We start from the raw sequence: 24,573 nt of genomic DNA, 5'->3' as shown, positions 1-24,573 counted from the left end.
AGCAAAAATAAGCATTATTAGGCAATTTAAAAAGCGAGTTTCCTCGCCTTTTTTTGCTTATTTTATTTTCTTTTTCGTTTCCATTCAAAAATCGAAATACCTAGCAAAATAACAATAAGCGGAATAACAATTAAACCTTTTTTAAACAAAAGATCTGTAAGCGATGTTTGATTTTCACTTGATCTCGGTATAGCTGTCTTTATTGCTTTAGTTACAGGATTTTCAACAACTGTTACCATTTGACTTGATGTTATATTAGGACTGACACTTTCAAGCCCGTTATCTAAAGAGAGATTCCCTTGTTCATCAACCTGATAAACTGGTTCTGTTCCTTTTCTCAAGGTGCCATAAAAATCCTCTTTTAGTGCATATTTTTGACCGTTGATTTCATGCTCTCCAGCTTTTAATAAAAGACGGTTCTCATAATCAGCATAGACTTTTTCAATAATAGCATTTCCAAAAGGATGGCGATAATATTCCCCGTCTTGATCAGCCCAATCACCTACTCCCATGATAACTGAAATAACTTCCTGACCATTACGGTTAACCGTCGCTATGTAGTTAAAGGCTCCTCTTGGACTTGAACCGGTCTTAAGACCGTTAACTCCTTCAATACCATATTTAGCTCCTGGCAAAGAGTAATTGTAAGTCTCAAAAGTTTCTTCATAAGGTGTTCCTTTTTTAACTGTAACAACAGGATCTTTTGTATGTTCAAGAATAGCAGGATGTTTTTTAACCAAATGATAAACTAAGATAGCCAAATCACGTGCAGTTGTTTCATTTGGTAAATAATTATCATAACGCTGAGGCAAGTAGTATCCATTAAATGCTACCGCTGCAGCTCCGCTAGCGTTATTCCACATCGTATTGGTCATGCCTAACTCTTGAGCCTTGGCATTCATCATATCAAGAAAGGCATCCGCATCATTATTAGACAAATAATTAGCCAACATAACAGTTGTTGCATTTGACGATGGTACAATCGTCATCGTAATAAGCTCACCTACAGTATAATCGACACCAGCAACAATTTTATTATTGGAAATTGCATAAATCTGGGCAATAGCTTGATCCGCCTCAGTTGCTGTAATAATCGTTTCCTCAGTCAAACGACCCTCAGCAATAGCTTCATAAACTAGATAAAGCGTCATCACCTTACTTATACTTGCAGGATCACGTAGGGCATCAATATTATCCTGCCAAAGAATTTCACCGGTCTTCCCATCAATAGCAATTGAGGCCTTTGGACGATTCATTTCCAAAACCTCATAACCAGCCGCACGGGTGATGTCCATAATGTCTTCTGCCTGTATAGCTACAGGAAAAAACAGAGCAATAAAAACAACCAAGAGTACAACAAGTTTTTTCACAAAACACCTCATCAATACAAATTATAGATGATTCCATTCTATCATATCTAAAAATGATTTTAAAGACCTTTTAAAACTCAAAACCATTTCCATTGCTTCGATAATTCCAAAAGTAAGTTCCATCTCACCTTTTAAAGTGGAACCTAGTCTAAAACACATATTTAGAGTCTAACTAGGTCTATAAATTAGCCTATTTCACTGTTTCAGTCCCATTTGTGGTATCATATTGCTATGATAGAAACATTACAGCATAAACTAAATTCTTTAATTTCCTATACAGATGAAGAACTAGCTTGGTGTCTTTTAAATATCGGACATCCCGATCCAGAAATTCGCGATAACTTGATTTACAACACCTTCGGATATGGCTTAGAACATCAATTGATTAGTCCCAAACAATTTCTTCAGCTAGCTCAACAGCTTCAAAACAAACGTTTTCTTAAACATCCAGATACTTTAACTCGCTCATTTTCAGCACTGCTAGCCAGTCTGCTCCTTTTCTGTGATAACTTGGAAAGTAGCCCTTATTTTTCTCTTTTGGAAAATAGCAGAGCGGCACTCTTTAAAGAAGCATTTGATTTCCTAAAAACCGAGTCAGATACCCGCGGTTATGATGATAAACGAGGTTGGATTCACGCCATCGCCCATGGAGCTGAATTTCTCATGGCTACCAGCCTTCACGAAACCTTTCCACAACAAGAGTTACACGACGTTTGGCAAACAACCATTGATTTGCTTTACAAACAAAAAAGCGTCTTTTCAGCTGGTGAAGCTGATCGTCTAGCTTTTATCTTTATTCAATTAGTTATCTCTGAAAAGTTAGAACAAAAAGAACTGGCAAAATGGATTTCTAACCTTAGCTATTCTGAACAAAGTCCAGAAGACTATTTTTGTTCACTCAATATCCAAGCATTTCTAGCTAAAATCTATCTAACTTGTGAAAAAGAAGAAATTTTAAAACCTGAATTGAAACAAGCCATTTTAACTCACTATTAATTGCTCTATAAATTTTCAAAATTGTGATAATAGCCAAAAGACCTATTCCTCCTTTTTACAGGGTGGAATAGGTCTTTTTATAGTCTCAACTGGTATTAGACCTCTAGTAAAATGCTACTGTCCACACTAGATAAGCTCTGTACCGAACTGATCTTGTTTTATCTTGCCGGTTTTCATGAGACCGCCAAGAGCTTTTTTAAATTGTCCTTTTGAAATCCCAAAGACTGATTTAATTTCATTTGGAGATGACTTATCATTTAAAGTCATAAAGCCACCGTTGGTTTCCAAATAGGTTAAAATCATCTGTGCATCATTTTCCAACATTTCAAAAGAACGGGGCTTAACAGAAAGATTAAGCGTGCGGTCAATAGCACGATAACCAATAACCCTAGCTTCAAGCACTTCCCCCAAACGAGGTTCTACAAAGCGTTCACTTGGATGAATAAAACCAAGCATATTATTATCTGGTAAGTACACAAAGGTTCCAGATAATTTCAAGCGGTAAACAATAGCTTTCAAGGTTTGATTTTGCATATTATCATAGGCAGGACCAGCTATTTTTTGGAAAACTTCAGGCTGCGCAGGAATTCCCCAAATACGATCTTTGGCGTCTACATCAAGCATTACGTAAAGTTGATCACCTTTTTTAGGCCACAACTCCTTAATCTCTGGGAGAATATCAAGAGAGATAACGATTTGCTTATCAGGTAAACCAGTATCAACAAAAACCCCTAGGTCTTTTCGGACATCCGTCACGGTTCCCCAACCATATGTCGCACGAGTTGCTTTTATTTCATTGGTAGTCAAGCGTGGTTTTTGTTTACTGTCGCTATAGGCAAAACCCGTTACCATATCTCCAATAGCATGTGTTCCTTCATTTTTATCCAAGGCAAACGTCAATCCGTCTTTTTGGACAAAATAAAAGTTTGTATTTTCATCCGTTACCAATCCAGTGATAACTGTTCCAAGTAATTTATTCATTTATTTTCCTTTACAAAATTGAGGAAGTGGACCGCCACCTCCTCTGTTTTTACTATTTTTGTCCCTTATACAGTCAAAAGCTCTTTTTCTTTGTCAGCAGTCATGCTATCAATTTTCTTAACAGCATCATCTGTAGCTTTTTGAATATCTTTTTCAAGAGATTTCAATTCATCTTCTGTGATTTCTTTAGCTTTTTCTTGCTTTTTCGCTTCATCCATTGCATCACGACGGATATTACGGATAGCAATCTTAGCATTTTCTCCAACTTTTTTCACTTCTTTAGCCAAATCTTTACGTGTTTCTTCCGTCAATGCTGGGATTACCAAACGGATAACTGAACCATCATTAGCAGGATTGATACCAAGATCTGATTCATTGATCGCACGTTCAATATCTTTGATTGATGATTTATCAAATGGTGACACCAAAAGGACACGCGCTTCAGGAACCGTGATTGATGCTAATTGGTTAAGTGGGGTTGGAGCACCGTAGTATTCTACTTGGATACGGTCTAAAAGACTTGCGTTGGCACGTCCTGCACGGATTGATGCAAATTCACGAGCCAATGATTCGTGCGAGTGTGTAAAACGTTCTTGTGCTTTTGTGATAATTGTGTTTGCCATAATACCAGTTATCAAAACCGAGTAAACCAGACCAGAATTTTTTCTGGTTCTGTTTATCAGAGTCAATACCTTTCTTTTTCTTTAAATTTTTAACAATAGCAGAGCTATTAATGAGTTGCTTTATTTGAAACAGTTGTTCCGATATTTTCACCGAAAATAACGCGTTTGATATTTCCAACTTCATTCATATTGAATACAACCAAATCAATATCATTATCCATAGACAATGTAGAAGCTGTAGCGTCCATAATTTTAAGACCACGCTTAATGACTTCTACATGAGTTAATTCATCAAATTTGACAGCGTCAGCATTTTGACGAGGGTCATCGTTATAAACTCCATCAACACCATTTTTCGCCATCAAAATAGCTTCAGCTTCAATCTCCGCTGCACGAAGCGCAGCTGTTGTATCCGTTGAGAAGTAAGGAGAACCAATCCCTGCGCCAAAGATAACAATGCGACCTTTCTCGAGATGACGGAGAGCACGACCACGGATGTAAGGTTCTGCTACATTTTGCATAGCAATTGCAGTTTGCACTCGAGTGTCCACGCCATATTTTTGGAGACTATCTGCCATTACTAAAGCGTTCATCACTGTACCAAGCATACCAGTATAGTCTGCTTGTACGCGATCCATACCTGCTTCTGCTGCTGGCTCTCCACGCCAAAGATTTCCCCCTCCAATAACAAGAGCAATCTGTACGCCTGATTCATGCACTTCTGCAATTTCTTTAGCCATTTTCTGAACAGTAGGCAAATCAATACCAATACCCTTATCACCTGCCAAAGCTTCACCAGATAGCTTAATTAAGACACGTTTGTATTTAGGTTCCACGAATTCTCTCCTTATCATATACTAAATTTCATCTCTAATATTCTATCATAAGTTGCCTATTTTACCTAGCGAAATCTCACAAGATTTTAGCAAAACAACTCTCTTTTTCTAATGAAAAAATCCACCGAAAACCAGTGGATTTTTTTACTTACAAATTAAAGTGAGTTTGGATCAACTTTGATACCAACACCTTGTGTTGTTGTGATTGATACTGAAGTCATGTAAGTACCTTTGGCAGTAGCTGGTTTAGCTTTAGCCATTACATCGTGGAAAGCTTTGAAGTTTTCAACGAGTTTGTCAGCGTCAAATGATACTTTACCGATAAGAGCTTGAACGATACCTGCTTTATCAGCACGGTAAGTGATTTTACCACCTTTAGACTCTTCAACTGCTTTAGCAACATCCATAGTTACTGTACCAGTTTTAGGGTTTGGCATCAAGTTACGAGGACCAAGGACACGTCCAAGACGTCCAACTACAGCCATCATATCTGGAGTTGCGATAACCACGTCAAAGTCCAACCAACCACCGTTGATTTTAGCAACAAGGTCATCTTCACCAACAAAGTCTGCACCAGCAGCTTTTGCTTCTTCTGCTTTAGCACCACGTGCGAAAACAAGAACGCGTGACGTTTTACCAGTTCCGTTTGGCAATACCATTGCACCACGGATTTGTTGATCTGCTTTACGAACGTCAATGTTCAAGTTGTAAGCAACTTCAACTGACGCATCAAATTTAGCAAAGTTAGTTTCTTTTGCAAGAGCAACAGCTTCTTCTACGCTGTAAAGTTTTGTGCTGTCGATTTTCTCAAGAGCAGCACGCAAGTTTTTGCTTTTTTTAGCCATGTTATATGTCTCCTTGTAATCAGATAATCTTGGGTGCTACTATTAGTCAGTAACAGTGAATCCCATAGAACGAGCAGTACCTTCGATCATACGCATTGCAGCTTCAACAGATGCAGCGTTCAAGTCAGGCATTTTAGTTTCAGCAATTTCCTGTACTTGTGCACGAGTAACTGTTGCAACTTTAGTTTTGTTTGGTGTACCTGAACCTTTTTCAACACCTGCAGCTTTTTTCAAAAGGACAGCAGCTGGTGGTGTTTTAGTCACGAAAGTGAATGATTTATCTTCATACACTGAGATAACGACTGGGATAATCATACCAGCTTGATCAGCTGTACGAGCATTAAACTCTTTTGTGAATCCCATGATGTTGATACCTGCTTGACCAAGTGCTGGGCCGACTGGTGGAGCTGGAGTAGCTTTACCTGCAGGAATTTGAAGTTTTACGAGTTTTTCGACTTTTTTAGCCATGATATAAAATCCTCCTATTGTGGTTTTGGCGGTAATTACAGATTTTTACCTCCCACAAATATGCCATTGGCATACTCTAACTATTATACAGATTTTTTGTAAGAATGCAAGAAATTATATCACTTTTTATATAAGTTTTTGCACCTTGCACACAACAACCTACATCTAGCTTTATATTTCTAAGATAGCATATTTACAAGTTGACTTACCTATCACATTGTCTCAATTGAGAAAGACTGGCACAACCATTTTCCCCTCTTTCTCACTGCAGTGATAAAGGCTTTCATGATATTCAACTTACTCATCAAATAGTCCATTGAGACTTGCAAAAGGATTATTATCCGCTGCTTTTTCTTCTTGCTGTGCTTGATACTGTTCCTCAGTTAAGACTGTCCAAGCATTGCCACTTGGCATCTGATCATCTCGTTCCTCTTCAGAAGTTAATACACGTAAAGGAATATTAAGTAAGATGTTATCTACAATACTCTCTTCTAATGAAATGGTTTCTCCTTCAACAACAAGAACCAAATCTTCCTCAACAAGTTCTGCTTTTTCTTTGGCATCTGCTTCTTCGATAAAAACTTCTGAAATCGGTAATGTTTCATTCAAAACTACTGCTTCCATCGAACGACTTGAAGGTAGCGTAATCGTATAACTTAGTTGGTAATTAAGCAAGTAAAGCCCTGCATCGTAAGAAATATGCCCCGTCACTCTAACGTCTGTGATGTCCAAAATACTGCAATCACGTTCCAATAAAGCTTCTTTGATATCTAGTTTGCGATCAAACGCAATGCCTTCAGTTTGTTTTTTTAAGTCAATCAAATTAAACATAGTTACTTTTCCTTATATCGTTTTTTTCATTATATCAGTTTCATCAAAAAAAATCGCCTCTAGAGACGATTTTACATTTGACGCAAGCGTTCAATGCGTTCTGAAATTGGTGGATGGGTTTGAAACAAGGCATTTAAATCTTTCTTTGGAGCATTAATATAAAGAGCTGCGCTGGCACTGTCAACTTCGTGAGCCATTGGACGTGAGTTGTCCAATTTTTCAAGCGCCTTAATCATTCCCATCGGATTTCTCGTTAATTCAACAGAACTTGCATCAGCCAAAAATTCTCTCTGTCTGGAAATAGCCAACTGAACAATGGTCGCAGCCATTGGTGCTAGCACAAGTGCCAAAATCGAAAACAGCAAAATCAGAATTCCTGCTCCGCCATTCTCATCAGAATCACGTCGTGACCGTCTTCCTCCTCCGAAATAGAGGAAACGACCGCCTATTGAGGAAATCATAGTTATTGCTGCTGTTAACGCTACCGCAACAGTCGCAATTCTGATATCATAGTTTTTGATATGACTAACCTCATGTCCCATGACCCCTTCTAGCTCTTCTCGTGTCATGACAGAGAGCAGGCCAGTTGTCGCGGCTACTGCTGCATTTTCCGGGCTGGAACCCGTCGCAAATGCATTTAGGGAAGGATCCTCAATAATGAAAACTCTTGGCATAGGAATTTGCGCCACCATGGCCATATCTTCAACAATGTGATAATAGTCAGGCGCTTCAGCTTCTGTAATTTCACGGGCATTATTCATTGACATGACCACATTAGTAGATTGGAAAATCATGCTAACCGCATAAATGGTTCCAATAATCAAAGCTATAAAGGCACCTAACTCTAGGCTTCCTAAAATAAGGTAACCTGCCGCTGCACCTAGAGCGGTGAGTAAGATAAAAAAGGCGATAAGTAGCACGACCGTCCGCCTCTTATTACTGGCAATTTGGTCATATAACATCAGCTCACCTCATTAGAAATCAAATTCAACCTTAGGAACTGCTTTTTCTTCTTCTGGTACTGCTAAGAATTCACTTGCTTTAAAGCCAAATAATCCTGCAATAATATTAGTAGGGACTGTCTGTAATTTCGTATTGTAATTAGCTGTCGTGCTATTGTAAAGTTGACGTGAATAAGAAATTTTATTCTCTGTATTTGTCAATTCATCCTGTAACTTAACAAAGCTGGCATTCGCTTTCAAATCAGGATAGTTTTCTGCTACTGCAAAAATCCCTGATACTTGACGCCCAAGAGCATCTGAGGCAGCCATAGCTTCTTGAGGGGTTTGGGCCTTTGCAACCTGAGCACGAAGCTCTGCTATTTTCTCTAATGTATCTCCCTCGTATTTAGCATAACCTTTGACCGTTTCAATCAAATTAGGAATCAAATCATTACGACGTTTTAATTGAACATCAATCTGACTCCAGGCTTCTTGAGTTTGCATACGGCTTTTAATCAATCCATTGTAAGAACTGACAGCCCATAACACTATAACCACTGCAACTGCAGCAAGAATAATCCACAACATAATAGACCTCCATAATCTTATTGGCTCTATTATATCAAGTTTTCAATCTTTTGTGGTAAAATAAGATCATGACTAAAGAAGAATTTTATCAAATGCTCGCTGACCAAGGCTTTAAGCTCAGCGATTTACAAAAGCTACAATTTAAACGCTATTTTGAATTACTCGTGGAATGGAATGAAAAAATCAATCTGACCGCAATCACTGAGGAAAATGAGGTCTATCTCAAACACTTTTATGATTCTATTGCACCAGTATTACAAGGTAAAATCACAAATAAATCACTCAAACTTTTAGATATCGGTGCTGGAGCCGGTTTTCCGAGTCTTCCTATGAAAATTCTTTGCCCTGAGCTTGATGTGACTATCATTGATTCACTTAATAAGCGTATCCATTTTTTGACACTTCTAGCTGAGGAATTAGGATTATCAGGGGTTCATTTTTACCATGGCAGAGCAGAGGACTTTGGACAAGATAAGGCTTTTCGTGCTAGCTTCGATATTGTAACCGCTCGGGCTGTCGCACATATGCGGGTTTTATCTGAATTGACTATTCCTTTTTTAAAAATCGGTGGTCAATTGATTGCACTTAAAGCTGCTGCCGCTGAAAATGAATTAGCTGACGCTAAGAATGCACTCGCTCTACTATTTTCAAAAGTCATAAATACTTATAACTATGATTTGCCAAACGGAGATGGTCGCAACATCACCATCGTTGAAAAGAAAAAAGAGTCCCCGAATAAATACCCTAGACGGGCGGGTCTCCCAAATAAAAAACCATTGTAAAACTGCCTTTGAGCAGTTTTTTAATATCCAAAAATCATGAAACGAATTCCCCATAGCACTAAAAGATGCCCAGGATAAAATGCATAGAAGCCCCATTTAACCCAAATTGGTGAATAGCCACGTTGCCCATTATAAGACAACAATATAGGAATGACCAACAAAATACCTAAATTGGCTACTATTATCGCCTTTACTAACGATCCTAACCAAAGATCTTGCAAGTATGATTCATAGGTATTCCAACTTAAGAGCACCATAATTAGAGATACAAATGGAATAACCCAAAATTTATGATTGCTCTGCCTAAAGCGATAGAAGACATAGATGATCAGGATTCCAAAAAGTTGCCAGTCCGACCAAAGTGTTAGCGTTATAAAAGCTAGAACGACAGGAATTTCCCACCAAAAAGAACGACATTTTTCTAAGACCATCATCATAAGAACCCCCATCATTAGGGTAAACATGATGTTATTTCCGACCCACATTGGTAGAGGAGATGAAAAAGTATAGTGAAAGGGAATAAAGGATAACAAGCTAAAGAATCCTAGTCTACCTGCATATTTCCAACGATTCCTTGTATAGTAAAACCCATCCACCATCAAATAAGCCATAATCGGAAAAGTCAGTAACCCTACGGATAAATAGAAAAAAGTCCACACAGGTGGATTCCAAATCACTTCAAAAGTATGACCAATATGATTGATCAACATAGCCAATATGGCAATCACTTTAAGGTTAAAAGCATCATGTTTTTTCATATGTTCTCACTTTCTCACATTAGTTTATCCTCTTTACAATCAAAAAGCAACAATAAGCATTTTCCTATTTGCCTTTATCCCAAATTTTGTTATCATATTCTTAATCTTATTTAGAAAGAGTATTGCTCGTGAGATTTTTTTTTAATCAGCTAACTGCTGCTCAAAAGCTTTGCCTTAGTTTTATTTTTGTGATCATACTAGGAAGCGTGCTACTATCTCTCCCCATTTTTCATCTCCCTTCAGCACCTAAAACAGCCTATATTGATCATCTCTTTACGGTCGTTTCCATGGTTTGTGTAACAGGACTCTCTGTTTTCCCTATTGCAGACGTTTATAATCATGCTGGATTGATACTCTCTATGATTCTCATTCAGATTGGGGGACTAGGATTGATTACCTTAATCGCCTTTAGTTACTATACCTTAAGACGGAAACTATCCCTTAGCGACCTAACTGTCCTGCAAAGTTCCCTCAGCCGTGAATCCAGTAGACACCTTAACAAGTTTCTCTACTCTATCTATAAATTTACTTTTTTTGTTGAAATGGCTTGCGCTGGAATTTTAATGATTGATTTCATCCCACGTTTTGGGTTCATCAACGGTATTTTCAATGCTATCTTTTTATCAGTTTCAGCTTTCTGTAATGCTGGCTTTGACAATCTCGGAAACAACAGCTTAATGGATTTTCAAACAAATCCCTTAGTCAATCTGACGATAGCCTTTCTCATTATCGCCGGTGGACTAGGCTTTGCTAACTGGATTGATATCGTTCACAGGTTAAAGGACTACCTTAAAAGTAAACCGAAAAAATTATCGCTCACTCTGCGCCGATTAAAAATTCAGACTCGTTTGGTGTTACTGACAACTCTCATTTTATTGACTGGTGGGACATTACTTTCTTGGCTTATTGAATATCACAATCCAAATACTATCGGTAACCTTAACTTTTTCCAACAGGGGCTTGTTTCTTTCTTTCAAACCGTAACAATGAGAACTGCTGGTTTTGCTACTATCGATTACAGCCAAGCACATTCCGCAACAAATTTTCTTTTTATCATTCAGATGATTATTGGTGGGGCACCCGGAGGAACCGCTGGAGGTATCAAAATCGCCTGCGCCTCTCTAATTGTTTTACTCTTTAAGTCTGAATTACGTGGCGATAAACACGTTACCTTTTCTAAAAAGCGTATTCCTCAAGAGATTATTCAGCAGGTTCTAACAATCTTAGTCTTCTTCTTTAGCGTTTTTATCATTGGTTACTTCCTGTTATTAGTCACAGAACCTAGCCAATCTCCATTTGCCCTTCTCTTTGAAACAGCTAGTGCTCTAGCAACTGTCGGGGTCTCAATGAATTTGACATCTCAGCTCAGTCTCTTGGGCAGAGTAATTATCATGTTGCTTATGTTTCTTGGTCGTGTTGGGCCACTCACTGTCTTGCTCAGCCTTTCTCAAAAACAAAAAACAACCATAACCTATCCTAGAGCTGACATCAGTCTAGGTTAACTTCCATTTAGAAAGAATTTATTATGACACATAAAATTTTCGGCGTTTTAGGCCTTGGCCGTTTTGGCTTTGCGATTGCTCACGAACTTAGTCTTTTTGGACAAGAAGTTATTGCAATTGATAATAAGACAGACTTAGTAGAGGATGTTGCTGACTTTGTCAGTAAGGCTATCATTGGAGATATGACTGACCTAGATTTTCTAAAGACAGTTGGTATCGACCAATGTGATGTTGTCATCCTCGCTACTGGAACTAATCTAGAAAGCTCTGTTCTTGCTCTTATGAACTGCAAAAAGCTTGGTATCAAACAAATTATCGCCAAGGCTAGCAATAACGTTTATGAAGAAGTTCTCTATCAAATTGGTGCTGACCGTGTTATCACACCTGAACGCGAAAGCGGACGAAACCTTGCGTCCTCTCTTATGCGTCACAAAATTACAGAACTCTATCATTTAGAAGATGATATTGCCGTCATGGAATTTCTTATTCCTCAAGACTGGGTTGGAAAATCTATCGTTGACCTTAATATCCGTAAAAAATTTGACCTTAACCTCATTGGTATGCGGTCCGAAAAAGGGAGCACTCTATCTACAGAATTAGCTATTGATCAACCACTTAAAGAAAACACCATTATGGTAGCTGTCGCTAACAATCGGACCTTTGAAAAGTACGATTACCTAGGCTATTTATGATAATAAAAAATCGGAATAGCCTTCCGATTTTTTATTATCATAATTTTTTTAAATGGTGCCTTAAATAGTACTCTTTAGAATCTATTCAAATTTTTCTTGATAGAATTCAATTTTATCACCGTCATTAAGTGTGATTTGCTCAGCACCTTTTGGTGCCATTTCATCGTTTACTTTAAACATCCAGTAAATCTTCTTAGCTTCATCTTGAGCTAAGCCATCAATTGAAGTAATCAGACCATTATCTTTTTCAACTTCATAGTTATCTTCTAAAACATCCATAACAGTATCACCTTCTTCAAAAGTGACTTGTTCGTCCATTTTATTAGTATCTAAATTGACAATCAATTGTACCTTTCCAGCTACTTGGTCATCTTTATCTGCTCCGCCATTGCTACAAGCTACTAAAACAAAAGAAAAAAGTAAGACTAGGCTAGATAATAGTTTCTTCATGGGAAAATCTCCTAAAAAATGATGTTATTAGTGGATAGAAAACGAGGGTAGACAGGGCATGTGCTAAGTTAAAGAAAAATCCTGCAGCAACATAAGACCACCAAGGCATACCAAACATCGCTGCAGATAGGCTGTCAATCACAATCCCATAGCCAATCCCTACCAATCCAGCTCCTATACTTTCCACAAACAGTATTATTATATCAGATTTACCCCCCCTTGTCACCAAAGTCAGATAGACTCGCCACAATAACATCATAATAGCAAATGATACGATTTGCAAGGCTACCCAAGGTCCCAAGCCAAGCAAAAATGAAGACACTAGCATAGTCAAGGCCATGACTAAAATGGCATCAATCAGTCCCCAAACAGGAACTAATACTAAAAAAATAGCCGTAATGGGTTGAACGTTAGGAAAAACAGAGAAAGTCTGTCTGAGCACCACACACAAGGCAGCCATCATGGCAACCTTAGTTAAACGATTGATTGAGAAAGTTTTCATAGTGACATTATAAAAAACTAGGTTACAAAATGCAACCTAGTTAACTTGGTTATCCCCAAACCTCATCAATGATTTCTTTAACTAAGGCTAATTTCTTCCATTGATCTTCATCTGTTAAGATATTTCCTTCTTCCGTTGAGGCAAAGCCACATTGCGTAGAAATCCAAAGTTGTTCCAAAGAAATGTATTGACTTGCTTCTTTTAGACGAGCGATAATAGCTTCCTTATCTTCCAATTCAGGGAATTTAGAAGTAATCAGACCGAGCACTGCAACCTTATCTTCATCTTTAAATTCTGACAATGGCTCAAAACCGCCTGAACGCTCATTATCAAATTCAAGGAAATAGGTTTTCGCAGCTTCCTCACCAAATAATTCTTTAGCAATAGGGTTGTAGCCACCTGATGATGCCCATGTTGAATGGTAGTTTCCACGGCAAACGTGCGTATTAACCAAAAGACCTTCTGGGACATTTTCATAAACATCGTTATTCAATGTAAGGAAAAGTTCAGCTAGTTCATTACGAACCTCTTCTTTTGATTTTCCTTGTAAAGCTCCCCAACCTGTTAAGAAATTATCATCCACCAAGACACCCCAAGTACAGTCATCAACTTGTAAGGTTTTCAAACCAGCTTCTACTAAATCCGTAATAACTTGCAGGTAGGCAGATTTAATATCTGCACGTAATTCAGCAAAATCTGGATAAATTTCATTTAATTTTTCCACATGCTCTGCATCACGAATCAGCTCAAAGTAAAATTGAGATGGTGCTGGAATGGTTGTTTTTGCTTCTACATTTGTCCCTTTTTCATCTACATAAGCCTTGAGAAATTTGTAAGCTTCAACAAATGGGTGATTCTCACCTGTGATTTTTCCAGAAATAATAGCAGAGTCAGCCTTAGTTTCTTCATCATGGAACTGGTAACCTTGAGCAGCTTGGATATGGTCGATACCGTTAAATCCCCAGAAGAAGTCAAGGTGCCAGTAGGCACGACGAAACTCTCCATCAGTCACCTTTTCAAGTCCAACTGCGACTTGTTTATCAACCAATTCTGTAATCAGACGGTCTTCAACAGCTGTTAATTCTTCTTGTGAAATCTTACCAGCTGCAAAAGCCTCACGAGCCTCTACCAATTCAGCCGGTCGTAAAAATGATCCGACGTGTTCAAAATACTTCTTTGTCATAAGCCATCTCCTATAGTTATTCTTGGTTGCTTATCCCCAAACTTCGTCAAGCACTTCTTTGACAAGTTTTAATTTATTCCATTGATCTTCATCAGTGATAAGATTTCCTTCTGCTGTTGAGGCAAAACCACACTGCGTCGCCAACCAAAGTTGTTCTAACGGCACATATTGACTAGCTTCTTTGATACGAGCAATCAATTGTTCCTTGTCTTCAAGCTGACCATTTTTTGTCGTAATCAGACCAAGAACAGCCACCTTATCAGGATTTTTAAATTCAGCTAAGGGTTCAAAACCACCTGCACGCTCATTATCATACTCCAAGAAATATGATTTAGCATTTTCCTTACCAAATAAGGTTTCAGCCACTTTAGTATAAGGTCCTTCAGTCAAGTGAGTTGATTGATAATTACCACGGCAAATATGCGTATTAATTGTCAAATCTTCTGGAAGATTTTCAATCGCCTTGTTATTGATATAAAGGAAGTTGTCACGAATCACCTCTTGTGGTACAGCACCTTTGGTCATTTTTTGATAGAAGTCATCATCCATAACAATTCCCCAGCTACAGTCATCCAACTGGATTGTGCGTGCCCCTTCTTCATATAGGGCAAGAATAGCTTGACGGTAAGCAACTGCCAAATCTTCCACTAACTCAGCTTGGTTCGGATACACTTCAAGGGCTTTTTGAAGGTTGCTACCGCGTTGCAATTCAATCAAGCATTGCGATGGAGAAGGAATGGTAATTTTAGCTTCCACACCACGCTCATCAGCCAATTGTTTCAAAAATTGGAAATGTTTAATAAAGGGATGATTTTCCTTAGTGAATCCGATCTTTCCTGTTACAAGAGCGGAATCATCATTTGTCTCAACACCAACAAAGTGCAAACCCTCACCATAGTTTAGCTTCTCAATACCATCAAAGCCCCAGAAGAAATCCACATGCCAGTTAGCACGACGGAACTCACCATCTGTAACCTTTTCAAGACCAACTGCGACTTGCTTATCAACCAATTCTGTAATCAGACGGTCTTCAACAGCTGTTAATTCTTCTTGTGAAATCTTACCAGCCGCAAAGGCCTCACGAGCCTCTACCAATTCAGCCGGTCGTAAAAATGATCCGATATGTTCAAAATATTTTTTAGTCATTATAGTTCCCCTTTTGTTTCAGTAAGTCTAGTTTATCAGAGTATTATATAGCTGTAAAATATATATTTATTATGATTTAATATAGTTTTTAGCTATATATAAAGCAGTGCTCTGCCATGTTATAATAAAAGAAAAAGGAAAATGCACTCTAATCATGAAAAAATTACGAATTATTGTATCAGGACGTGTTCAAGGTGTTGGTTTTCGCTACTCAACCTATGCTCTAGCTTTGGAAATTGGTGATATCTATGGCAGAGTATGGAATAACGACGATGGAACGGTTGAAATATTAGCGCAATCAGATGATTCAGCTAAAATGGCTAAATTTATTCAGGAAATCAGAAAAGGACCTTCTCGTTTGGCAAAGGTAACCTATGTGGATGTTACCATGACGTGCTTTGACGATTTCACTGATTTTCGCATGGCTAATTAAAAAAGCTCCAAAATTGAAATTACAGCCTTAGAATGATTGAGAATTATTCTAAAAAAAGGTAAAATAGTAATGTTACGTCTTAAAAACAACTAAAAAGACATGATTATAAAACAAAGGAAATGATACAAACTGTGAAAAAAATTCAAAAACGCCTCGCTCTATCAGGCATGGCTCTATCAATGCTTCTGCTTCTAACAGGCTGTGTTAGCCGTGATAAGGCAGGTAACCCAACAGGGCTTATCTGGAACCTTCTAGGTAAACCAATGGCAAGTCTTATCAGCTTTTTCGCCGATAATATGGGACTCGGTTTTGGTCTCGGCATCATCCTCGTGACCATTATCGTTCGCTTTATCATCCTGCCTCTAGGACTTTATCAAAGCCGAAAAGCGGCTTATCAGTCTGAGAAAATGGCATATCTTAAACCTATTTTTGAGCCACTTCAAAAACGTATGCAGGATCCAAACCTCTCTCAAGAAGAAAAAATGGCTGCACAGGCTGATTATTTTGCAGCACAAAAAGCAAATGGGGTTAGTATGTTTGGTGGTATCGGCTGTCTTCCACTCCTCATTCAAATGCCTTTCTTCTCAGCAATGTTCTTTGCAGCACAACATACACCAGGAATTTCTGAAAGCAAGTTCCTCTGGATGAACCTTGGAAAACCTGATTTTATCTTAATCGCCACCATTGTTGCCCTATATTTTGTTCAATCTTGGTTATCTGTTCAAGCAATGCCGGAAGAGCAACGTCAACAATCTAAAACCATGATGTATTCAATGCCAATTACGATGGCAATCTTTACATTTGGTCTCCCATCAAGTGTGGGACTCTACTGGTTTGTCGGTGGTATCTTCTCTATCTTCCAACAACTGATTACAACTTATATCATCAAACCACGATTACGCAAGCAAGTTGAACAAGAATTCGAACTCAACCCACCTAAAAATATCAACACGTCATCAACACGTCGTGATGTGACACCACAGGCTTCTCAAGCCATTATAACAAAATCAAATCGCAACGCTGGTAAACAACGTAAACGTAAATAATCAAAAAGCCGTAATCTAGCGGCTTTTTCTTATACTCTCAAAAATCCATCCATCACTGTTGCCTCAGCTCAGCACATTTAATTCTATACACGTTTATTTTATCCATTTTTATGCTCATTTAAAATCAATGAATCTAGTAAAATTTAAACACTTCTACCACTATGAGCTATTCCTTATTAGAGAAATGTTAATGTTCCGTAGAGGGCTCCAGATTAAGCTTGGAAATTAGTCAGCCTAGGAAATCTTCTTGATAAGAACAGATTGTTTAAGAAAAATTCTAAACGCAATTTTTACTTTTTGACGAGTGTCAGATTTCAATTCTCACTTTTGACAATGCAAAAAAGCCCTAGCAAAACTAGGGCTTTTACAATTAAAAGTTGTCTGACTTAATAATTGTTATTCTGGGAACTTAAGATATCTTAAGCTTCGATTTCTGAAACAATACCTGAACCAACAGTACGTCCACCCTCACGGATAGAGAATGTAGTACCTTGTTCTACGGCGATTGGGTGGATCAACTCAACGTCGATAGTCACGTTATCACCTGGCATTACCATTTCTGTACCAGCTGGAAGTTCGATTGAACCTGTAACGTCAGTTGTACGGAAGTAGAATTGTGGACGGTAGTTGTTAAAGAATGGAGTGTGACGTCCACCTTCTTCTTTAGAAAGGATGTAGACTTCACCTTTAAATTTAGTGTGTGGGTTGATTGAACCTGGTTTAGCGATAACTTGACCGCGTTCGATTTCGTCACGTTGAACACCACGAAGAAGGATACCTACGTTGTCTCCTGCAAGACCTTCATCAAGTTGTTTACGGAACATTTCAACACCAGTAACAACTGCTTTTTTAGTTTCTTCTTTGATACCAACGATTTCGATTTCGTCGTTGACTTTAACAGTACCACGGTCGATACGTCCTGAAGCAACTGTACCACGTCCAGTGATTGAGAATACGTCCTCGACTGGAAGAAGAAGTGGTTTGTCAGTGTCACGAACTGGTTCTGGAATGTACTCATCAACAGTGTTCATCAATTCCATAACGATGTCTTCGTATTTAGCGTCACCTTCAAGGGCTTTAAGAGCTGAACCTTGGATAACAGGAAGATCATCACCTGGGAAATCGTATTCTGAAAGAAGGTCACGGATTTCCATTTCAACGAGTTCAAGAAGCTCTTCATCGTCAACAAGGTCGATTTTGTTCATGAACACGATAAGGTGTTTAACACCTACTTGGCGTGAAAGAAGGATGTGCTCACGAGTTTGTGGCATTGGTCCATCTGTAGAAGCTACTACAAGGATAGCTCCGTCCATTTGAGCAGCACCAGTGATCATGTTTTTAACGTAGTCCGCGTGTCCTGGAGCGTCGATGTGAGCGTAGTGACGTTTTTCAGTTTCGTACTCAACGTGTGCAGTATTGATTGTGATACCGCGTTCGCGTTCTTCTGGAGCAGCATCGATAGACGCATAGTCTTTTGGTTGGTTTACTGCTGATGGCAAGCGACGTGCCAAAACAGTAGTGATAGCTGCAGTAAGAGTAGTTTTACCGTGGTCAACGTGTCCAATTGTACCGACGTTAACGTGTGGTTTGCTACGATCGTATTTTTCTTTTGCCATTGTGGAAAAAGCCTCCAATAAAATATATTTTATAGATAGACAGTAGGCAATACGGTCTAACTTTACCTTACTATTCTATCAAATTACCAGATAATTGCAAGCTTTTTGTGCGTTTTCACAAAATCTCACTTTTACTTCTTACTTTTCTAAGTGGTGATAAGGTTGAATTTCAACACTTTGTCCGATATTTGAGGCAAAAATCCAGTCTACATCTTTTAACTGCGCAAAATTCTCAGAACGACCAGTTAAGATAACACCTGCGAATTTAGCGCTTTTTGGATCAGGATTAGCTACTAAATAATCTTTTAGAAATTGATCTGTCGAATACTCTTTACCATCCTCTCCAGTTCTTGATGTGGAACCATAGCCTTCGGATAGAAAATCTTGTACATTAGTTTGAAAGATACTATAACTATTTTCCATACCCTCTAGTGGAGTTACTTTTTTATCATACTTTGCATATATTTCTGAAATATTTGCATCGGGATTTTTTTTCATTGCAGTATCAATTTCTTTTTCAAGGGCTCTAGACTCTTTGGCGTTTAAACTAGCATCAAAGTAAGGTGTAAATCCAAATTGATTAGCAAGATCTCCATCTGAATATATTGGAGCATATGATCCTATCCAAATCCAATTTAGTTTGAGGTTTTCAGGAATTTTCTCTGCAATCTCTGCTAAAGAGTAAGGTTTGTCAAATGTAATTGCTACTTCTACCGCTTTTCCAGTCATTTCAGGAACAACATTCAAATCTTGAGTAACCTTATACTCTGTCTGTTTCTGCTGTGCTGTATCAAAGAAAAGAGGAATCTTATAGCTAGTTTCGTAAGTATAGGCTGATTGTCCATTATCACCAGATTTCAATCTCTCTCCTTGATTAAGGCTATCACTTAAAAAAAGAAAATAATCACCTTCGTACTTTTCAAACGGTACTGTGATACCATCAATATCCTTCGTACGATGAGAGTAAAACGTACCAGAGAAAGGGGACGTGGCTTGATATCCCCAAGTCGTGTAATCAATATTTGGATAGGCAATTTCAGATTGCTTGAGATAGCGCTTTTGAACATTTACTCCCGTACGGCTGGTCATTTTTTCCAGAGTTGTAACTAAACCTAGAACAGCCAACAGAGAAATGACTGTACTGATAACAATAATCTTAACCCAACTTTTCTGCTTATTTTTCTTTGCAATTTTTTCAAAGTTAGATAAAGTCTTCATAGGTATATCCTTCTTTCTCTAATTTTTGTCTGAGCACTTTTCGTCCTCTCATGAGGTCGATTTTGACTTTACTGACACTATGATGAAGTAGCTCTGCTATTTCTCTAACTGTCAGGTCTTGAAAATAGAAAAGGTCAAGTGGTAGGCGGTACTTTTGGTCCAAGCCGAGCAAGCACTGATAAAGAGGCTCATAGGTCTTATCATCGAACTTTATCAAAGTCTCCTCCGTAAAAAAAGCCTTTTGCAAAATCTCATGATAGCGTTTATCACGTCGATACTTGTCAATATAGGTTCGAATGGCTGTGCGGTAAAGCCAGGCTCGCATCTTGTCAGCAGGTAGTACGATGTCACTTTCAAGCATTTTGACTAAAATATCTTGTGCTATATCCTTTGCATCCTCTGATTTGGCTCCTGATTTTATCAAATAAAAACAAATTTCTTCTGCAACATCGACTAAATAGGTTTCATAACCTGAAAGTTTCACTTATTCACCTCCTAACTTTTTCTTTTTTCACTAGTATAACGAATGATGAGAAATTGGGTTACATATTTTTGCAAAAAATTATAAAAAGAACCCAGTTCATTCTGAGTTCTGTTTTATTATCGTGATAAGGTGTCTCCGAGTTCACGATAGATAGCTTCACGTTTTTCATTTGCATCTATATTTAATACAAAAGCAATCGCTACAGAGAGGACAAGAAGACTGTTCCCCCCTAATGATAAAAACGGAAAAGTTACACCAGTCGATGGAATCAATCCTGATATCCCCCCAATATTGACAAAAACTTGGACTAAAATCATACCACCAACACCTAGAGCCATCATACTATTGAATGGATTTTTGGCTTTGATACCAACCAATAAAATTCGTAAAATGAGGAAAAATACTAATGCTAAAATGAGCGCCCCACCGATATAACCTAATTCTTCAATAACGATAGAAAAGACAAAGTCCGTCTGTGATTCTGGTAAATAGCCCCGCTTTTCAATAGAATTACCAAGACCTCGGCCAAACCAGCCACCATTACTCATAGCATAATAGGAGTTTGCCAATTGGTGTCCTGCGCCTTGAACATCTTCAAAAGGATTAAAGAATGCTGAAAAACGCTTGGCCACATATCCAAAAACAGGAACCTTAGCTACCGTATTAACACCAACTACAGAGATAAAGCCCAGTAACAAGGTTGATCCTGCTACAATTAGAGATAGCAAACCAGAAAACCAACGAAAACCAATGCCACTAACAGAGAACATGATAATAGCTGTTAAAATAATAATTGTTGCATTTCCAAGATCTGGCTGAAAGGCTACTAGGAAAACCATCAAAGCTGAATAAAAACGCCAATCTTGAAACTGCCTTGGAAAAAGGGTTCCTCTAGTTAAAGCTTGATAATCATAAATACCAACTTCTTCTTGTCTTTTTGAAAAAGTTAGAGCCAAATACCAAATAATCAAGATTTTCAAGTATTCAGCAGGTTGGAAAGTAAAGAGACTTCGCTCACCTACTGTAATTGCAATCCAGCCGTGCGCCCCATTAACTGTCTCAGTAAAAAAACGTGAGTAGAGCAACATTCCAATCTCAATCCAGATAGCTAAAGAAACAATACTTGTTTTTTTCAAAAAATCAAGTTTTAGACGATAAATAAATGCAATCGCTATTAAACTCAAAAACCAAAATATAGTTTGATTCAAAACTGAACTAAATGGATTTGCACCCTTCTGCACCAGGCTAGCACTGGTAGTGGAGTAGATAATAATCAACCCTAAAATCGATAGTGCTAAGTAAGGCAAAAATATTGAATAATTCAATAGATGCCGCTTGTTTATTTTCATTAGAAGATACCTCAAGTATTCAAAATGTAAAATTTGTTCGACATATAAGAATAGCTAAATGCCCTATTTTTAAAGATCCCACTATGTCTAATTAACCTTAAGTTCCACCCTGTTTAGTTTCTCATACATGTCATCAACTGTTTTATTATAGCATGTTTCGAAGTCATTTGCGAACTTGAAAGAGTTTGAGACTTCTCCCAAATTCTTCATACCTATGCTCAGTTTTTAACCTGAATTTCGCAAACCTGTTGCAATTCCATTGATGGTGATGTGAACAAGTTTTTCTTCTTTATCACTGAGTTTTCCAGCTCTTAAGCGATTGATTAGTTCAATTTGAATATAATTTAGCACATTAAAGTACGGCAAACGATAATCTAAACTCGCTTTAAGATTCGGTAAATCTTCCAACAAATCATCATGCTGTTCAATTTGCAAAATGATATTTTTGGTTAATTGCCATTCATCAAGTATCGCATTGAAAACATCTCGTACGGCTTCGTCGTCACACATTTGGGCATAACGGAAGGCAATATTCATATTTGATTTAGACAAAACCATATCTACATTTGATAGGAGAGATTTAAAGAAAGGCCAATTTTGATACATGTCTTGAAGCTTAGCAAGATTACCTTCTTCTTGTTCAATAAAGTGTTTAAAGCTTGAACCGACACCATACCAGCCAGGGAACATGATCCGATTTTGAGACCATGAAAAGACCCAAGGAATGGCACGAAGTCCAGAAATTTCAGTAATGGTTTTACGTGCAGCAGGACGAGAACCAATGTTAAGGCTTGAAATTTCTTTAATCGGACTTGCTGTCATAAAATAGTCGTAAAAATGCGGATTGCCAAAGACGAGGTCACGATAGATAAGATTGCTGTCTGAAACAATCTTATCCATATCAGAACGGTACCCATCAATTTTATTGCTATCAACAATTTGACTCGTTACCATACGACCTAAAGTTGCAGACACTAACATTTCCAAATTATAATAGGCAGCATCTTTGTTACCATACTTATTGCCAATCACTTCCCCTTGTTCTGTTAAACGAATTCTGTCTTTGATGGTACCAAATGGCTGTGAAGTAATGGCATCATAAGATGGCCCGCCACCACGACCAACCGTACCACCACGACCATGGAAGAAGGTGATTTTAACTCCTTTATCTTGACCTATCTTAGTTAGTTCATTCTGAGCTTTGTAGAGGGTCCAGCCAGATGAGAGATAGCCACCGTCTTTATTAGAATCCGAATATCCCAACATGATTTCTTGATAGCCATCTTTACTAGCCACCCATTTTTGAACCAAATCAAGAGATAGGTAGTCTGTCATGGTCTGTGCTGCACCATCCAAATCTTCAATGGTTTCAAAGAGAGGGACAATCTGAACACGCGCCGATTCTGTCGATATCAAACCAACTTCCTTTAGCATAATGGCTAATTCTAACATATCTGAAACACTCTCAGTATGCGAAATAATATGTTGCTTGATAACTTCCTCGCCTAATTTATCTTTGAGATCACGAGCAGTCTGATAAATCGCAAGCTCCTTCTCTAGAAGTTCTGATTTTTCAACATGAGTAGCTGATAAAAGACGTGGGTCTTCTCTTAATTCTGTCAATAGCAGAGCTATTTTATCTTCTTCAGATAGAGATGAATAATCCGCTTCTATGTTAGCTGATTTCAGAAGCTCTGCAACACAGGCTTCTTGGATAGACGAATCTTGACGCAGATCAATAGAAGCAAGGTAAAAACCAAAGATACGAACAGCTTCTAAAACTTCTGCCAAATCACCCTTAACAAGATTTTCCCCTTTATTAGCAATAAGAGAGTCTTTAATCGTTAACAAATCAGCTTCAAATTCACTAGCCTTATCATAACGCGGACTAAGATTTTGATTATCAGTTAAATACAATTTCGTATTCGTTAATTTTTCTGTGATGTAATGAAAAGCTTTGCGATAAAGCTCTTTTTCACGATATATCGAAGCATCAGATGATAGTTCTGCTAATCTTTTCACCTGTTCTGAAGCATCACTCAAGCTAATAGATAAAGCAAAAGAATCATACAGCTCTGCTATTTTCCCTAAATAATAAGTAAGAATCACTTCTGCCTGTGTTTCTGCTGACAATCGTAACGTTTCGGCTGTTACAAATGGATTCCCGTCACGATCGCCACCAATCCACATGCCCATGGTAATTGGTTTTGGCGCTTCTAATCGGAGACCTTGTTCAGCAGCTAATCGTTGATATTCCGATGTCAAATTTGTAATGGCAGGAATGAGCGATTTTTGGTAATACTCCGTTACATTGGTGATTTCATTTTTGACCTTGAGTTTTTTCTCACGGATAATGTCTGACTGCATCATTAAATCAATCTGACGACGAAGGTCATCCATCCATTTATCTTTATTGAGTAATCCCATGCGAACATCACGGTACCGACGAAGTAAAACATGGATTTTTTGAGTGAAACCTAACATTGTTTTACGTTGCACTTGCGTTGGGTGTGCCGTCAATACAGGAACAACATTAGCATGTTGTAAAATAGAGAAAGCGTCTGCACTTTTTGAAACTTGGTCAATTGTGGTCGAAAGTTTTCCTAAATAATCCTGTTCGGTATTATTTTGGTAGTTAACTTCGTAAGCTAAATCAACGTCCTCTGAAATATTAATTAACAGCGGTAAAATAGCGAAATAGCGCGCAATCATCTCCATCTCATCATTAGAAATTGTCGCAATTTCTTTTTCTAATTCTTGATAATTTTTCTCCTTAGATAATTGCGTCAAGCGTTCAATTTTATTAAACACTTCCTGCCCTGCTATACGAATAGTCGTTTCAGCTAAAAAATGGGTTAAAATGGTCACTTCTTCCTGAATAACCGTACCTTGGCTACGTGTCTCTAACTTAACCATACTTGTGCTCCTTTTCA

The 24,573-nt window shown here is 38.0% G+C and carries 25 protein-coding genes; 6 read left to right on the top strand and 19 right to left on the bottom strand.

What is annotated here, in order from left to right; translation table 11 throughout:
* Window positions 1–62: 62 nt before the first annotated feature.
* Window positions 63–1,370: a D-alanyl-D-alanine carboxypeptidase gene (locus GZ996_RS01300; protein WP_202913595.1), complete on the bottom strand. Its 1,308-nt coding sequence runs from the start codon at window positions 1,368–1,370 to the stop codon at window positions 63–65.
* A 231-nt stretch (window positions 1,371–1,601) separates the two neighbouring features.
* On the opposite strand from GZ996_RS01300, the gene GZ996_RS01295 reads away from it, so the two are divergent.
* Window positions 1,602–2,366, top strand: coding sequence for a DUF2785 domain-containing protein (locus tag GZ996_RS01295; RefSeq protein WP_161980811.1), 765 nt, complete (start codon window positions 1,602–1,604; stop codon window positions 2,364–2,366).
* A 126-nt stretch (window positions 2,367–2,492) separates the two neighbouring features.
* On the opposite strand, the gene GZ996_RS01290 is transcribed toward GZ996_RS01295, so the two are convergent.
* From GZ996_RS01290 to GZ996_RS01255, 8 genes are all read right to left on the bottom strand, one after another.
* Window positions 2,493–3,347 carry a CvfB family protein gene (locus GZ996_RS01290; RefSeq protein WP_156807062.1) on the bottom strand — a complete coding sequence of 285 codons (855 nt, stop codon included), beginning with the start codon at window positions 3,345–3,347 and terminating at the stop codon, window positions 2,493–2,495.
* A 65-nt stretch (window positions 3,348–3,412) separates the two neighbouring features.
* Entirely contained in the window at window positions 3,413–3,970 is a 558-nt protein-coding gene (frr, locus tag GZ996_RS01285) for a ribosome recycling factor (protein WP_156807061.1), read from the bottom strand.
* A 107-nt stretch (window positions 3,971–4,077) separates the two neighbouring features.
* Window positions 4,078–4,824 carry a UMP kinase gene (pyrH, locus tag GZ996_RS01280; protein ID WP_202922597.1) on the bottom strand — a complete coding sequence of 249 codons (747 nt, stop codon included), beginning with the start codon at window positions 4,822–4,824 and terminating at the stop codon, window positions 4,078–4,080.
* Window positions 4,825–4,961: 137 nt separating this feature from the next.
* Entirely contained in the window at window positions 4,962–5,651 is a 690-nt protein-coding gene (gene rplA, locus GZ996_RS01275) for a 50S ribosomal protein L1 (protein WP_004194879.1), read from the bottom strand.
* 42 nt (window positions 5,652–5,693) lie between these two features.
* Window positions 5,694–6,119 carry a 50S ribosomal protein L11 gene (gene rplK, locus GZ996_RS01270; RefSeq protein ID WP_156805976.1) on the bottom strand — a complete coding sequence of 142 codons (426 nt, stop codon included), beginning with the start codon at window positions 6,117–6,119 and terminating at the stop codon, window positions 5,694–5,696.
* Window positions 6,120–6,416: 297 nt separating this feature from the next.
* A complete protein-coding gene (locus GZ996_RS01265) occupies window positions 6,417–6,950 on the bottom strand; it encodes a YceD family protein (RefSeq protein ID WP_162011149.1) in 534 nt (177 codons plus the stop codon).
* A gap of 71 nt (window positions 6,951–7,021) precedes the next feature.
* A complete protein-coding gene (gene htpX / locus GZ996_RS01260) occupies window positions 7,022–7,912 on the bottom strand; it encodes a zinc metalloprotease HtpX (protein WP_156805974.1) in 891 nt (296 codons plus the stop codon).
* Window positions 7,913–7,924: 12 nt separating this feature from the next.
* Entirely contained in the window at window positions 7,925–8,479 is a 555-nt protein-coding gene (locus GZ996_RS01255; protein WP_162011148.1) for a LemA family protein, read from the bottom strand.
* 68 nt (window positions 8,480–8,547) lie between these two features.
* On the opposite strand from GZ996_RS01255, the gene rsmG reads away from it, so the two are divergent.
* Window positions 8,548–9,261 (top strand): 16S rRNA (guanine(527)-N(7))-methyltransferase RsmG, encoded by a 714-nt coding sequence (gene rsmG, locus GZ996_RS01250; protein WP_156805972.1) that lies wholly within the window; start codon window positions 8,548–8,550, stop codon window positions 9,259–9,261.
* Window positions 9,262–9,281: 20 nt separating this feature from the next.
* Here rsmG and GZ996_RS01245 read toward each other — a convergent pair whose 3' ends face one another.
* Window positions 9,282–10,019, bottom strand: coding sequence for a TraX family protein (locus GZ996_RS01245; protein WP_162011147.1), 738 nt, complete (start codon window positions 10,017–10,019; stop codon window positions 9,282–9,284).
* A 128-nt stretch (window positions 10,020–10,147) separates the two neighbouring features.
* On the opposite strand from GZ996_RS01245, the gene GZ996_RS01240 reads away from it, so the two are divergent.
* Window positions 10,148–11,521, top strand: coding sequence for a TrkH family potassium uptake protein (locus GZ996_RS01240; RefSeq protein ID WP_162011146.1), 1,374 nt, complete (start codon window positions 10,148–10,150; stop codon window positions 11,519–11,521).
* A 23-nt stretch (window positions 11,522–11,544) separates the two neighbouring features.
* Window positions 11,545–12,213 carry a potassium channel family protein gene (locus tag GZ996_RS01235; protein WP_156805969.1) on the top strand — a complete coding sequence of 223 codons (669 nt, stop codon included), beginning with the start codon at window positions 11,545–11,547 and terminating at the stop codon, window positions 12,211–12,213.
* An 81-nt stretch (window positions 12,214–12,294) separates the two neighbouring features.
* Here the strand turns inward: GZ996_RS01235 and GZ996_RS01230 are convergent, their stop codons facing one another.
* From GZ996_RS01230 to GZ996_RS01215, 4 genes are read right to left on the bottom strand one after another with little or no spacing between them, the layout of a single operon-like run.
* Window positions 12,295–12,663 (bottom strand): DUF4430 domain-containing protein, encoded by a 369-nt coding sequence (locus GZ996_RS01230; protein ID WP_162011145.1) that lies wholly within the window; start codon window positions 12,661–12,663, stop codon window positions 12,295–12,297.
* On the bottom strand, window positions 12,644–13,165 hold the full coding sequence (locus tag GZ996_RS01225) for an ECF transporter S component (protein WP_162011144.1): 522 nt from the start codon (window positions 13,163–13,165) through the stop codon (window positions 12,644–12,646). The genes GZ996_RS01230 and GZ996_RS01225 overlap by 20 nt, the downstream gene beginning before the upstream one ends.
* Before the next feature lie 49 nt (window positions 13,166–13,214).
* Entirely contained in the window at window positions 13,215–14,348 is a 1,134-nt protein-coding gene (locus GZ996_RS01220; protein ID WP_162011143.1) for a 5-methyltetrahydropteroyltriglutamate--homocysteine S-methyltransferase, read from the bottom strand.
* Between the two features lie 30 nt (window positions 14,349–14,378).
* Window positions 14,379–15,494, bottom strand: a complete 1,116-nt coding sequence (locus GZ996_RS01215) for a 5-methyltetrahydropteroyltriglutamate--homocysteine S-methyltransferase (RefSeq protein WP_162011142.1) — start codon at window positions 15,492–15,494, stop codon at window positions 14,379–14,381.
* Window positions 15,495–15,648: 154 nt separating this feature from the next.
* On the opposite strand from GZ996_RS01215, the gene GZ996_RS01210 reads away from it, so the two are divergent.
* The gene (locus GZ996_RS01210) at window positions 15,649–15,927 is read left to right on the top strand and encodes an acylphosphatase (RefSeq protein ID WP_156805964.1); all 279 of its coding nucleotides are present in this window, start codon (window positions 15,649–15,651) and stop codon (window positions 15,925–15,927) included.
* Window positions 15,928–16,058: 131 nt separating this feature from the next.
* A complete protein-coding gene (yidC, locus tag GZ996_RS01205) occupies window positions 16,059–16,973 on the top strand; it encodes a membrane protein insertase YidC (RefSeq protein ID WP_202913581.1) in 915 nt (304 codons plus the stop codon).
* A 419-nt stretch (window positions 16,974–17,392) separates the two neighbouring features.
* Here yidC and tuf read toward each other — a convergent pair whose 3' ends face one another.
* The 5 genes from tuf to ppc form a co-directional block, all read right to left on the bottom strand.
* Complete coding sequence (gene tuf / locus GZ996_RS01200; RefSeq protein ID WP_156805962.1) at window positions 17,393–18,589, bottom strand: elongation factor Tu; 1,197 nt, start codon at window positions 18,587–18,589, stop codon at window positions 17,393–17,395.
* Window positions 18,590–18,727: 138 nt separating this feature from the next.
* Window positions 18,728–19,807 (bottom strand): anti sigma factor C-terminal domain-containing protein, encoded by a 1,080-nt coding sequence (locus GZ996_RS01195; RefSeq protein WP_156805961.1) that lies wholly within the window; start codon window positions 19,805–19,807, stop codon window positions 18,728–18,730.
* On the bottom strand, window positions 19,791–20,291 hold the full coding sequence (locus tag GZ996_RS01190) for an RNA polymerase sigma factor (protein WP_156805960.1): 501 nt from the start codon (window positions 20,289–20,291) through the stop codon (window positions 19,791–19,793). Before GZ996_RS01190 ends, GZ996_RS01195 begins: the two co-directional genes overlap by 17 nt.
* A 116-nt stretch (window positions 20,292–20,407) precedes the next feature.
* The gene (gene ftsW / locus GZ996_RS01185; protein ID WP_162011141.1) at window positions 20,408–21,640 is read right to left on the bottom strand and encodes a cell division peptidoglycan polymerase FtsW; all 1,233 of its coding nucleotides are present in this window, start codon (window positions 21,638–21,640) and stop codon (window positions 20,408–20,410) included.
* Window positions 21,641–21,865: 225 nt separating this feature from the next.
* On the bottom strand, window positions 21,866–24,556 hold the full coding sequence (ppc, locus tag GZ996_RS01180) for a phosphoenolpyruvate carboxylase (RefSeq protein ID WP_162011140.1): 2,691 nt from the start codon (window positions 24,554–24,556) through the stop codon (window positions 21,866–21,868).
* Window positions 24,557–24,573 lie beyond the last annotated feature (17 nt).

Source organism: Streptococcus sp. S784/96/1 (genome assembly GCF_902729355.1).
Classification (GTDB): Bacteria; Bacillota; Bacilli; order Lactobacillales; family Streptococcaceae; genus Streptococcus; species Streptococcus caledonicus.
The sequence above is the reverse complement of the archived record's forward strand: the minus strand, read 5'-3'. Positions and strand labels throughout refer to the sequence as shown.